Source organism: Roseomonas sp. GC11 (assembly GCF_024437745.1).
GTDB lineage: Bacteria > Pseudomonadota > Alphaproteobacteria > Acetobacterales > Acetobacteraceae > Pseudoroseomonas.
Map to the genome: position 1 here is coordinate 1 of NZ_JANFNY010000114.1, position 11,614 is coordinate 11,614.

Sequence of the window (11,614 nt, forward strand, 5' to 3'; positions counted from 1 at the left end):
GCGCGGGCCGGCCGCGCCGGCGGGCGGGCGCGGCGGCAGGCCGACACCGGCAGGGGGCTGGCTGGGCTTCGGCGGCAGGGACATGGCGGCAGCCTCCTTGCTGGGCGCGGGGCGGTAGGGGGGAAGGGCGAGGTCCGGATCACGCGCCACCGGCATGGTGGTCGGCGCGGCGGCCTCCGCGGCCCCTCCCGGCGCGGGCGCGGGCGGTGTGGGCTCTTCGCGGCGGCGGAAGATGGACATGGGTTGCCCCCTCTGCACGGCTGGATGTTCGGGTGAAGCCTCGCGCTGTTTTCCGCTGGCCGCGGCGCGCGTCTGCCCCTCGGGCTATCACGCGGGGGCGGGTGGGGACAACGGGGTGGGCACAAGGAAAGCTTAATTTCCATACGCCTTTTTCCACCATGCTCCCACCGGAAAAGCCTTTTCCCAGCAGGAGCCGGCGCGGCTTCGTCCCGCCCGCGCAAAGAGCGCGCCGCCAGATGTGAGCGCCCGCCCCGCCCTATGAAGCGGGCCGCGCGGCTGCTATCGCGGCGCCGGGGGCGGCGCCGCCCTCTCCCCTCCCCTCTCCTTCCCTCTCCTCTCCCTCCCCTCCCCCGCGACGCGCAGACAAGGCAGAGACCCCCGCCATGACGGCCACCATTCTCGACATCCTGGGCATTGGCAACGCCATCCTGGACGTGCAGGCGCGGGCGGATGACGCCTTCCTGGACGCCCAGGGCATGGTGAAGGGCAGCATGGCGCTGATCGACACCGCGCGGGCGGAGGCGATCTACGCCGCCATGGGCCCGGGCATCGAGAGCAGCGGCGGCTCGGCCGGCAATACCTGCGCCGTCGCCGCCGGGCTGGGCGCGCGCGTCGGCTATCTCGGCAAGGTGGCGGATGACGCGCTGGGCCAGGCCTTCGCGCATGACATCCGCGCCGCGGGCGTGGCCTTCCCCACCGCGCCGCTCCAGGGCGGCGCCCCCACCGCGCGCTGCCTCATCCTGGTGACGCCGGACGGGCAGCGGACGATGAACACCTATCTCGGCGCCTGCGTCACCTTCGGCGAGGCGGATCTGGACGAGGCGATGATCGCCGCCGCCGCCGTCACCTACATGGAGGGCTACCTCTTCGACCCGCCGGCGGCGCAGGCCGCCTTCCGCCGCGCCGCCACGGTGGCGCATGCGGCGGGGCGCAAGGTCTCGCTCTCCCTCTCGGATCCCTTCTGCGTCGGCCGCCACCGCGCGGCCTTCCGCGCCCTGGTCGCCGGGCAGGTGGACATTCTCTTCGCCAATGAGGCCGAGATCATCAGCCTCTACGAGGTGCACAGCTTCGAGGAGGCGGTGGAGGCGGTGCGGGCGGAAGTCGGCCTCGCCGCCCTCACCCGCTCGGAGAAGGGCAGCGTCATCGTCGCCGGGGAGCAGACCCTGTTCATCGCGGCGGAGCCGGCGCGCGTGGTGGACACCACCGGCGCGGGCGATGCCTATGCCGCCGGCTTCCTGGCGGCGCTGACCCGGGGCCTGCCGCTGGCCGAATGCGGCCGCTGGGGCTCCGTCGCCGCAGCCGAGTGCATCAGCCATTTCGGCGCCCGCCCGCAGGCGGATCTGAAGGCGCTGGTCGGCGGCTGAGAGCGGCACGCGCCGCCGGGAGGCCGCCCATGGGCCCGTGGCTCGATGCCTTCGCCGCCACCTTCGGCATGATCGCCCTCGGCGCCTTGCTGCGCCAGAGGGTGCTGCCCGAGCCCGCCCTCTGGGCGGGGATGGAGAAGCTGGTCTTCACCGTGCTGCTGCCGGCGCTGCTGGTGTCCTCGATCGGCGCGGTGGATCTGGCGCGGCTGCCGCTGGGCGGCATGGCGGGCACCATCTGGGGCACGCTGCTGGCGGGCACGGCGCTCGCCCTGCTGCTGGCGCGCGGGCTGCGGCTCGGCCACCCCGCCACCACCTCGGTGCTGCAGGGCGGCATCCGCTATAACAACCTGATGGCCTTCGCCGTCGCCGGGGCGGTGCATGGCAGCGCCGGCATCGCCTTCGGCGGCATCGCCACCGGGCTGATCGTGCCCTGCGTGCAGGTCATCATCACCATCGTCTTCGCCCTGGACGGGCGCGGGCGGCCCAGCCTGCCGCGGCTGCTGCGGCAGATCGCCACCAACCCGCTGATCCTCGCCTGCGCGGCGGGGCTGCTGCTGGCCCTCGCGGGCGGGCCGCCGCCCGGCCTCTCCGGCCTGCTGAAGGGGCTGGCGCAGGGCTCGCTGGCGGTCGGGCTGCTCTGCGTCGGCGCGGCGCTCAGCCCTGGGGCCATCGCCGCCCTGCCGCGCGTGCAATTCCTGACCGGCGTGCTGAAGCTGCTGGTGGTGCCGGCCCTCACCCTGGCGCTCGGCCGGATGCTGGGGCTGGAGCCGGTGGCGGCGGCCATCGCCACCCTCTTCATGGCCCAGCCCACCGCCACCACCGGCTATGTCCAGGCCCGCGCCATGGGCGGCGATGCGCCGCTGATCGCCGCCATGATCACCACCCAGCACGCCGCCGCCATCCTCACCCTGCCGCTCTGGGTCTGGCTTCTGGCGCGATGAGGCGTGACGCCGCATGATGCGGCGCACACCGGCCATTTTCCCACGAGCCGGTGGCAGGGACAGAGGCTGACGACATGCTGGGACGACGCAACCTTGTGCTCGGTCTTGCGGGGGGGGCGGCGCTGCTGGTGCGCCCGGCGCTCGCGCAATCCTCCTCCGCCCCCGCCTGGCCGGACCATCCGCTGCGCTGGGTGGTGGGCTACCCCGCCGGCGGGCCGAGCGACACCTTCGCCCGTCTGGTGGCCGCCTTCATCGGGCCGCGGCTGGGGCAGAACATGGTGGTGGAGAACCGCCCCGGCGGCGGCGCCGTGCTGGCCAGCGAGACGGTGGCCCGCAGCGCGGCCGATGGCTACACCCTGCTGCACGCCGACAATGGCAACCTCGTCTACAACCCCGCCCTCTATGCCCGCCTGCCCTATGATCCGGACAGGGACCTGACGGGCATCGGCTTCATCGGGCGCTTCCCGCTCTTCCTCGTGGTGCGGGCGGACAGCCCCCTCGCCACCCTGGCCGACTATATCGCGGCGGCGAAGAAGACAGCGCCCACCTATGGCTCCCCCGCCGTCGCCTCGCCGCACCACCTGGCGATGGAGATGCTGAAGCGCCGCGCCGGATTCGACGCCACCCATGTGCCCTATCGCGGCGGGCCGGCCGCCATGCAGGACCTGCTCTCCGGCACGGTGGACAGCGTGCTGATCGACTGCGCCACCGGCATCCCCTTCCTGCGCGATGGCAAGGTGCGCGGGCTGGTGGTGCTCTCCGAGGCGCGCTCGGCCCAGGCGCCGAATGTGCCGACGGCGGCGGAGCTGGGCATCGGCAAGGCCATCGCCTTCGGCTGGCAGGGCATGTCGGCCCCGGCCAATACCCCGGCGCCCGTCATCGCCCGGCTGAGCGCCGAACTGCGCGCCGCCGTCGCCTCCGATACCCTCCAGGAGCGCATGCGCGGCCTCGGCATCGAGAGCACGCCCTGGTCGCCGCAGGAGTTCAACGACTTCGTGGCGCGGGAAAACGCGGAATGGCGGCCGCTGATCCGGGAACTTGGAATTAAATTGGATTCTTGAAGAGTCTTCGTTCTTTTTTGAAAAAAAAGAACCAAAAAACTTTTCCAGAAAGCGTCCCGCCTCAGGCCTGAAGCGGGACGCCAAACTGAAAGAGTCTTTTTGCTTCTTTTTCTTCAGAAAAAGAAGATAACTCAAACAATACTCTAAGCCGGCACGCGAGCGTTGCGCACCGCCTCGGCTAGGTCACGCACCTGGTCGAGCACCTTGCGCACCGTGTCCGGGCGGGCGCGGCCCTGCTCGTCGAGGGACTTCGCCAGGGTGTCGATCAGGGCGGAGGCGACCACGGCGCCATCGGCCACCTGCACCGCCTCCGCCGCCTGCTGCGGCGTGCGGACGCCGAAGCCGATGGCGATGGGCAGGTCGGTGAACTTGCGCACCTTCGGGATCGCCTCCGCCAGCGCCTCGCGCGAGGCGCTGCGCGTGCCGGTGATGCCGGTGATCGCCACGTAGTAGATGAAGCCGCTGGTGCCGGCGAGTACCTTGGGTAGCCGCGTCTCGTCCGTGGTGGGGGCGATCAGGCGGATCAGGTCCAGCCCCTGGCCGGCGGCCGGGCCGGAGACCTCATCGGCCTCCTCCGGCGGCAGGTCGACGATGATGAGCCCATCCACCCCCGAGGCCCCGGCATCGAGGCAGAAGCGCTCCACGCCATAGGAGAGGATGGGGTTGTAGTAGCCCATCAGGACGATGGGGGTCTCGTCATCCTCGCGGCGGAAGTCGCGCACCATGGCGAGCGCCCCGGCCAGGGTGCCGCCCGCCTTCAGCGCGCGCTGGCCGGCCATCTGCACGGTCGGGCCATCCGCCATCGGGTCGGTGAAGGGCACGCCCAGTTCGATGAGGTCCGCCCCCGCCCCCGGCAGGCCGCGCAGCAGGGCCATGGAGGTGGCGGGGTCGGGGTCATAGGCCTCGATGAAGGGCATCAGCGCGCCGCGCCCCTCGGCCTTGAGCTGCGCGAAGCGCGTGGCGATGCGGCTCACAGCGTCTCTCCCAGGTGCCTGGCGACGGTGAAGATGTCCTTATCCCCGCGCCCGGAGAGGTTCAGGATGATGATCTTGTCCTTCTCCAGGGTGGGGGCGAGCTTCATCACATGCGCCAGCCCATGCGCGGATTCGAGGGCGGGAATGATGCCCTCCAGCCGCGAGCAGAGCTGGAACGCCTCCAGCGCCTCCTGGTCGGTGACGCTGACATAGGTGACGCGGCCGATCTCGTGCAGCCAGGAGTGTTCCGGCCCGATGCCGGGGTAGTCCAGCCCGGCCGAGATGGAATGCGCCTCGGTGATCTGGCCGTGATTGTCCTGGAGCAGATAGGTGCGGTTGCCGTGCAGCACGCCGGGGCGCCCGCCGCCGATGGCGGCGGCGTGCTCGCCCGTCTCAAGGCCGCGCCCGGCGGCCTCGACGCCGTAGATCGCCACCTCCTCGTCATCGAGGAAGGGGTGGAACAGCCCCATGGCCGAGGAGCCACCGCCGACGGCGCAGACCAGCGCATCCGGCAGGCGGCCTTCGGCGGCCAGGATCTGCTGCTTCGTCTCCTCGCCGATCACGCACTGGAAGTCGCGCACCATCTGCGGGAAGGGCGCGGGGCCGGCGACGGTGCCGATGCAGTAATAGGTGTCCGACACATTGGCCACCCAGTCGCGCAGCCCCTCGTTCATCGCGTCCTTGAGCGTGCCGGCGCCGGAGGTGACGGGCACCACCTCCGCCCCCAGCAGCTTCATGCGGAAGACGTTGGGCTGCTGGCGCTCCACATCGGTCGCACCCATGTAGACCACGCATTTCAGCCCGAAGAGGGCGCAGGCCGTGGCGGTGGCCACGCCATGCTGCCCGGCGCCGGTCTCCGCGATGATGCGCGGCTTGCCCATGCGCTTGGCCAGCATGATCTGCCCGAGCACGGCGTTGATCTTGTGGGCACCGGTGTGGTTCAGCTCCTCGCGCTTGAAATACACTTTCGCGCCGCCGAGGTGTTCCGTCAGCCGCTCGCAGAGCCAGAGCGGGCTGGGGCGTCCCACATAGTCTTTGAGCAAGCGTCGCCACTCCGCCATGAAGGCCGGGTCGTTGCGGGCCTCGTTATAGGCCTGCTCGACCTCCTGGATGACGGGCATCAGCGTTTCGGCGACGAAGCGGCCGCCGAACTGACCGAAGCGACCGCGCCCATCCGGGCCCTGGCGCAGAGAATTTGGCAGAGGCTTGTTCACTCATCCCTCCAGGCTGCGCGTCGTGATGCGCGCGCAGGCATATGGGCACCCATCGGGGCCTGACAGCCCTTCCGGAGACGCCCGGGACGACTCTTTTAACCGAAAGAAAAAAGAAGGGGGCCCGGGGGAATTCATTCCCCCGGTTTTTTTTACCCTTCCTCCAGCGCCCGGTGGGCGTTGGCGACGAAAGCGGCGATGAGGATGGGATCCTTCACCCCCCGTGTCCGCTCCAGCCCGGAGGAGGCATCGACCGCCGGCGCCTGGGCCGTGCGGATGGCGGCGGCGACATTGACCGGCGTCAGCCCCCCCGCCAGCATCCAGGGCCTGGGGATGGCGCGCCCGGCGAGCAGCCCCCAGTCGAAGCTGACGGCATTCCCCCCTGGCAGATCGGCGCCTTCGGGCGGCTTGGCATCCAGCAGGAAGCGGTCCACGACCGGCACATAGGCATCCAGCCGGGCGAAATCGCCCTCTCCCCCAATGCCGATGACCTTCATGACCGGCAGGCTGAAGCGGGCGCGGATCTCGGCGCAGCGCTCCGGGCTTTCCGCCCCGTGCAACTGCAACAGCCCGATCGGCGCGGCGGAGACGGCGGCGCCGATCTCCTCATCCGTCGCATCGACGAAGAGACCGACGCAGAGCGGCCGCCGCGCGGCGGTGCCGGAGGCGATGAGGCTGGCGGCCTGCCCCGGTGTCACCGCGCGCGGCGAGGGCGGGAAGAAGACGAAGCCGACCATCTCCGCCCCCGCGCGCAGGGCGGCGTCGTAGCTGGCGGCATCATTGATGCCGCAGACCTTGACCTGGGGGCGCAGCATCAATGGCGCAGGCTGACAGAGGGCAGGCTGGCGGCGATGGCCGCGGCGGCGGCGCCCGGATCGCTGGCGCCGGTGATGGGCCGGCCGATCACCAGCCAGTCCGCCCCGGCGGCGATGGTCTCCTCCGGCGTGGCGATGCGCGCCTGATCCCCGGCGGCGCTGCCGGCGGGGCGGATGCCCGGCACCACCAGCAGCGGCGCCTCGCCAAAGGCATCGCGCAGGCGGGAAACCTCCTGCGGGCTGCACACCAGCCCATCCGCCCCGGCGGCCAGGGCCAGGCGGGCCAGCCGCAGCACCTGCTGCGCCGGGCCGCCCGCCACCCCCGTCTCGGCGAGGCCGGCGGCGGTGAAGCTGGTCAGCACGGTGACGGCCAGGATGGCCGGGCGATCCTCACCCAGCGTGTCCTCCGCGGCGCGGCGGGCGGCCTCCACCATGGCGGTGCCGCCGCCGCCATGCAGCGTCAGCATCGCCGGGCGGGCGGCGCAGACGGAGCGCACGGCCCCGGCCACGGTGTTCGGAATGTCGTGGAACTTCAGGTCCAGGAAGACCGGCCGGTGCCGCGCCACGCGGGTGACGGCGGAGAGGCCCTCGGCGCAGAAGAGTTCCAGCCCCACCTTCACCAGCCCGACATGCGGCGCCACGGCACCGGCCCAGGCCTCGGCCTGGGTGGCGCTCGGGGTGTCGAGGGCAGCGATGACGCCGGGGCGGTTGGGCTTCTGCCGCATCAGCGGGAGACAGCCAGGGCGGTGCCGGGCACGGTTTCGGCGTGCTTGCCGCGGATATCGGCCAGCTCGGCTTCCAGCAGCTGCGCGGCGCGCTGCATCTTGCGGGCGCGGCGGCGGTAGTGCAGCGCGCCACCCCAGGCGATCAGCGCGCCCAGCACGAAGCCGATGGCGGCCCCGCCCAGCACGGCGCCGGCCAGTGGCACCTCCCAGGCGAGATCCAGCGGCCAGAGCAGCAGCGAGACGGGCGCCGTGTTGCTGATGGCGAAGAGAACCAGCAGCAGCAGCAGCGCCGCCGTCAGCAGGGAACCGATCAAACGGAAGAGAATCATGCGGCGGCTGTCCCACGCGGTGCGCGCTTGGGGTCCTGCAGCGGGCCGCCATTGACGCGCTCGCGCAGTTCCTTGCCCGGCTTGAAATAGGGCACCGCCTTGCCCGAGACCTCGACGGACTCGCCGGTGCGCGGGTTGCGGCCGGTGCGGGGGTCGCGCTTCTTCGCCGAGAAGGCGCCGAAGCCGCGCAGTTCCACCCGGTCGCCACGCGCCAGGGCGGCGGTGATCTCGTTGAAAATGGTGCCGACGATCAGCTCCACATCCGGTTGGCGCAGATGCGGGTTGGCCGCGGCCAGTTGGGCGATCAGCTCGGACTTGGTCATGCCGCGACGCTCTCCTGCCGGATGAGGGAGGGGGGATGGATATGCTTACCCGATCAGGGGCGAAGCTGCCAAACGGCTCGGGCGCCGTCAATTGCAACCCATTCTGAAACAAGGCTTTTCATAAGCATTCGCAAAGAGACGCCGAGCACCCGCTCCGCCGTGCCGCGCGGGTCGAGGTCGCGCACCGGGGTGCCGGGGGGGATGGCCTGTTCTTTTTCCAGCCAGGCGCGGGCCTCGGGCTCGCCGCCAATGGCGTCCACCAGCTTCAGCTCCAGCGCCTGGCGGCCGGTATAGACGCGGCCATCCGCCAGCTCGGCCACGCGCGCCTCCGGCAGGTGGCGGCCCTCCGCCACCATGCGGACGAACTGGCCATGCAGGTCCCGCAGCACGCCCTCCATCACCGCCCGGCCCTCCGGGGAGAGCGGGCGGAAGGGGTTCGGCTCCCCCTTCAGCGCGCCGGAGGTCAGCATCTCCGCCCGCACGCCTAGCATCTCCATCAGGCGGCTGGCCTCGAAGCTTTGCAGGATGACGCCGATGGAGCCGGTGAGGGTCGATTCGCGGGCAAAAATATGCTGCGCCGGCATGGCGATCATATAGGCGGCCGAGGCCGCCGTGCCGCGCATCACCGCCACCAGCGGCTTGCCGCTCTGGCGGAAGCGGGCCAGCGCGTTGTGCAGGCCCTCGCCGCCGGCCACGGTGCCGCCGGGGCTGTCGATGGACAGGATCATGCCCTTCACGGCCGGGTCGCGCGCGGCCTCGGCCACGGCCTGGGTCAGCTTGATGTCATCGGAAATCGTGCCCTCGACGGAAAGCCGGGCGAGATGGGCGGTGGAAACCGCGCCGCCGCGCATCGCCAGGGCCGCGCCGGCGCCAGCGACGGCCAGGACCGCCAGGACACGCCAGAAGAGCAGGCGCCGCTTCAGGCGGCGGCGGTCCAGCAGGAGGTCGGTCTCAAGGGTGCTGCTCATGCAGCGGCATCATTAGTAAAAGAAGCGGGGGGAAGAAAGAATTCTTCCCCCCGGCCCCCATCATCTTCTTTTTTCAGGCTGCCGCTCCCGGGTTGGAAGGTGGGACGCCACAGGAAATGTGGCGTCCCGCTTCACCCGGAGACGGCGGCAGCCTGGAAAAAATCAGTCCTCGGTGACCATCTGGTTGCGGCGGCGGATGGCCGCGCCCAGGATGTCGCCCAGCGAGGCGCCGGAGTCGGCGGTGCCGTACTCCTTCATCGCCTCGCGCTCTTCCTCGACTTCCTTGCCCTTGATGGTCAGGGCCAGGCGGCGGGCGGCGCGATCCACGGCGGTCACCTTCGCATCGACCTTCTCGCCAATGGCGAACTTGTCGGGGCGCTGGTCGGCGCGGTCACGCGCCAGCTCGGCGCGGCGGATGAAGCCGGTCAGGACCTCGTCCACACGCACTTCGATGCCGTTCTGCTCGACCTTCGTCACCACGCAGGTGACGACGTCGCCCTTGCGGACGCGGTCCAGCACCTCGGCGGCCGGGTCGGCCTGGAGCTGCTTGATGCCGAGGGAGATGCGCTCCTTCTCGACGTCCACATCGAGCACCTTGGCCTTGACGACGTCGCCCTTCTTGTAGGCGGCCATCGCCTGCTCGCCCGGGATCTCCCAGGAGAGGTCGGACATGTGCACCATGCCGTCGATCTCGGGAGCCAGACCCACGAACAGACCGAACTCGGTGATGTTGCGGATCTCGCCCTCGACGATGGAGCCCGGGCCATGGGCCTCGAGGAACAGCTCCCAGGGGTTGCCCTGGGCCTGCTTCAGGCCGAGGCTGATGCGGCGCTTCGGCTCGTCCACGTCCAGGATCATCACGTCGACTTCCTGCGAAGTGGCGACGATCTTGCCCGGATGGACGTTCTTCTTGGTCCAGCTCATCTCGGAGACGTGGACCAGACCCTCGACGCCCGGCTCCAGCTCCACGAAGGCGCCGTAGTCGGTGATGTTCGTCACGCGGCCCGAGAACTTGGCGCCCACCGGGTACTTGATGGACACGCCCTCCCACGGGTCGGACATCAGCTGCTTCATGCCGAGGCTGATACGCTGCGTCTCGGAGTTGAAGCGGATGACCTGCACGCGGACCTGCTGACCGATGGTCAGGGCCTCGGACGGGTGGTTGATGCGGCGCCAGGCGATGTCGGTGACATGCAGCAGGCCGTCCACGCCACCGAGGTCAACGAACGCACCGTAGTCGGTGATGTTCTTGACCACGCCGTCGAGGATCATGCCTTCCTTGAGGCCCTGGATCAGCTCGCTGCGCTGCTCCGCACGGGTCTCTTCCAGCACGGCGCGGCGGCTGACGACGATGTTGCCGCGGGCGCGGTCCATCTTCAGGATCTGGAAGGGCTGCGGCGAGCCCATCAGCGGCCCGACATCGCGCACGGGGCGGATATCGACCTGGGAGCCGGGCAGGAAGGCCACGGCGCCGCCGAGGTCGACGGTGAAGCCACCCTTGACGCGGCCGAAGATGACGCCGTTGACGCGCTGCTGCGCGTTGAACGCCTTCTCCAGGTTCGTCCAGGCTTCCTCGCGGCGGGCCTTCTCGCGCGAGAGCACGATGGAGCCGTCACGGTCCTCGTAGCGCTCGACGAAGAGCTCGATCACGTCGCCGGGCTTGACCTCGGCCTTCTGGCCCTGGGGAGCGAATTCCTTCAGGGGCACGCGCCCCTCGGACTTCAGCCCGACATCCACGACCGCGAAATCGTCATCGACGCGGATCACGCGGCCGGTGACGACGGACCCGGCAAAACCGGTGTCGGCGCCCAGCGTCGCATCGAGCAGGGCGGCAAAATCTTCGGTCATGGACGGGCTGTTGGCATTAGCCATGAAGCAGAGTGTTCCTGATCCGCCCCGGCGGCGCCGCGGGAGGATTCCTGCGCCCCCGCCTGCGCGGGCACGGCTTGACCGGACGCCTGGGGCGCCCTTCGGTCCTGGTTGCGACAGGCGGGAGACGGCCCGCCTTTCCCGGCCCGGAGAAGGGGCAAGCCCCTGTTCCCAGGCTCTCCGCCACCAACCGGTGGTAGAGATGGGCAACCCGCCTAGGCCACCCGCCCCCGAAACGTCAAGTCTTTTTTCCGGGCTGCCGCCACCCCCCGTCCAGGCGGGACTCTCAAACTGATGGCGGGGTCCGGGGGGACCCTGTCCCCCCGGCGGGGTTTCAGGGGCGGAGCCCCTGATCTACCTGATTTTTTCCTGGATGATGGCCCAGGCGGCGGCAAACGCCGCCTCGGCATCGAGCCGCGTGGTATCGAGCAGCGTGGCATCGGGGGCTGGCTTCATGGGCGCGGTGCTGCGCCCGGCATCCTGGGCGTCGCGGGCGCGCAATTCTGCCAGAACCTGGCTTTCTTCCGCCGCGACTCCGCGCGCCTGGAGTTCCAGCCAGCGGCGGCGGGCGCGTTCCTCATCGCTGGCGGTGACGAAGAGCTTCACCGGCGCCTCGGGAAAGACCACGGTCCCGATATCGCGCCCGTCGAGGACGGCGCCATGGGTGCGCCCGAAGGCGCGCTGCCATTCCAGCAGGGCGGCGCGCACGGCGGGGATGGCGGCGACGGCGCTGGCCGCGCCATCGGCGGGCGGCCCGCGCAGGTCGCCGCGCTCCAGATCGGCCGGGGTGAGGC

At 70.6% G+C, this 11,614-nt stretch carries 12 protein-coding genes and 1 pseudogene; 3 read left to right on the plus strand and 10 right to left on the minus strand.

Features of this window, described 5'->3' with window-relative positions:
- Positions 1-240 (minus strand): annotated as a pseudogene (locus NON00_RS22395) (hypothetical protein); the annotation flags it as partial.
- Between the two features lie 383 nt (positions 241-623).
- Between NON00_RS22395 and NON00_RS22400 the strand changes: the two are divergent.
- The 3 genes from NON00_RS22400 (at position 624) to NON00_RS22410 (ending at position 3,606) form a co-directional block, all read left to right on the plus strand.
- Complete coding sequence (locus NON00_RS22400; protein ID WP_256024993.1) at positions 624-1,604, plus strand: adenosine kinase; 981 nt, start codon at positions 624-626, stop codon at positions 1,602-1,604.
- A 29-nt stretch (positions 1,605-1,633) separates the two neighbouring features.
- Entirely contained in the window at positions 1,634-2,545 is a 912-nt protein-coding gene (locus tag NON00_RS22405) for an AEC family transporter (RefSeq protein ID WP_256024994.1), read from the plus strand.
- A gap of 74 nt (positions 2,546-2,619) precedes the next feature.
- A complete protein-coding gene (locus NON00_RS22410; protein ID WP_256024995.1) occupies positions 2,620-3,606 on the plus strand; it encodes a tripartite tricarboxylate transporter substrate binding protein in 987 nt (328 codons plus the stop codon).
- A gap of 143 nt (positions 3,607-3,749) precedes the next feature.
- Here NON00_RS22410 and trpA read toward each other — a convergent pair whose 3' ends face one another.
- From trpA to NON00_RS22455, 9 genes are all read right to left on the minus strand, one after another.
- Positions 3,750-4,580, minus strand: coding sequence for a tryptophan synthase subunit alpha (gene trpA / locus NON00_RS22415; protein ID WP_256024996.1), 831 nt, complete (start codon positions 4,578-4,580; stop codon positions 3,750-3,752).
- On the minus strand, positions 4,577-5,794 hold the full coding sequence (trpB, locus tag NON00_RS22420; protein WP_256024997.1) for a tryptophan synthase subunit beta: 1,218 nt from the start codon (positions 5,792-5,794) through the stop codon (positions 4,577-4,579). The genes trpA and trpB overlap by 4 nt, the downstream gene beginning before the upstream one ends.
- Before the next feature lie 149 nt (positions 5,795-5,943).
- Positions 5,944-6,606, minus strand: coding sequence for a phosphoribosylanthranilate isomerase (locus NON00_RS22425; protein ID WP_256024999.1), 663 nt, complete (start codon positions 6,604-6,606; stop codon positions 5,944-5,946).
- Complete coding sequence (gene pyrF, locus NON00_RS22430) at positions 6,606-7,331, minus strand: orotidine-5'-phosphate decarboxylase (protein ID WP_256025001.1); 726 nt, start codon at positions 7,329-7,331, stop codon at positions 6,606-6,608. The genes NON00_RS22425 and pyrF overlap by 1 nt, the downstream gene beginning before the upstream one ends.
- Positions 7,331-7,660 carry a LapA family protein gene (locus NON00_RS22435; protein WP_256025002.1) on the minus strand — a complete coding sequence of 110 codons (330 nt, stop codon included), beginning with the start codon at positions 7,658-7,660 and terminating at the stop codon, positions 7,331-7,333. The genes pyrF and NON00_RS22435 overlap by 1 nt, the downstream gene beginning before the upstream one ends.
- Positions 7,657-7,983: an integration host factor subunit beta gene (gene ihfB / locus NON00_RS22440; protein ID WP_256025003.1), complete on the minus strand. Its 327-nt coding sequence runs from the start codon at positions 7,981-7,983 to the stop codon at positions 7,657-7,659. Before ihfB ends, NON00_RS22435 begins: the two co-directional genes overlap by 4 nt.
- Before the next feature lie 53 nt (positions 7,984-8,036).
- Positions 8,037-8,951, minus strand: coding sequence for a signal peptide peptidase SppA (sppA, locus tag NON00_RS22445; protein WP_256025004.1), 915 nt, complete (start codon positions 8,949-8,951; stop codon positions 8,037-8,039).
- Between the two features lie 162 nt (positions 8,952-9,113).
- Positions 9,114-10,823 (minus strand): 30S ribosomal protein S1, encoded by a 1,710-nt coding sequence (gene rpsA / locus NON00_RS22450; protein ID WP_256025005.1) that lies wholly within the window; start codon positions 10,821-10,823, stop codon positions 9,114-9,116.
- Between the two features lie 351 nt (positions 10,824-11,174).
- Positions 11,175-11,614, minus strand: a 440-nt coding sequence (locus NON00_RS22455; RefSeq protein WP_256025006.1) for a d(CMP) kinase, incomplete at its 5' end; no start/stop codon positions are given.

Excerpts from the sequence above, each read along its gene's own strand:
- NON00_RS22435 (WP_256025002.1), bottom strand. The coding sequence starts at position 7,660 with ATGATTCTCTTCCGTTTGATCGGTTCCCTGCTGACGGCGGCGCTGCTG.
- ihfB (WP_256025003.1), bottom strand. The coding sequence starts at position 7,983 with ATGACCAAGTCCGAGCTGATCGCCCAACTGGCCGCGGCCAACCCGCAT.
- rpsA (WP_256025005.1), bottom strand. The coding sequence starts at position 10,823 with ATGGCTAATGCCAACAGCCCGTCCATGACCGAAGATTTTGCCGCCCTG.
- NON00_RS22410 (WP_256024995.1), top strand. The coding sequence starts at position 2,620 with ATGCTGGGACGACGCAACCTTGTGCTCGGTCTTGCGGGGGGGGCGGCG.
- NON00_RS22405 (WP_256024994.1), top strand. The coding sequence starts at position 1,634 with ATGGGCCCGTGGCTCGATGCCTTCGCCGCCACCTTCGGCATGATCGCC.
- NON00_RS22400 (WP_256024993.1), top strand. The coding sequence starts at position 624 with ATGACGGCCACCATTCTCGACATCCTGGGCATTGGCAACGCCATCCTG.
- NON00_RS22425 (WP_256024999.1), bottom strand. The coding sequence starts at position 6,606 with ATGCTGCGCCCCCAGGTCAAGGTCTGCGGCATCAATGATGCCGCCAGC.
- pyrF (WP_256025001.1), bottom strand. The coding sequence starts at position 7,331 with ATGCGGCAGAAGCCCAACCGCCCCGGCGTCATCGCTGCCCTCGACACC.
- sppA (WP_256025004.1), bottom strand. The coding sequence starts at position 8,951 with ATGAGCAGCACCCTTGAGACCGACCTCCTGCTGGACCGCCGCCGCCTG.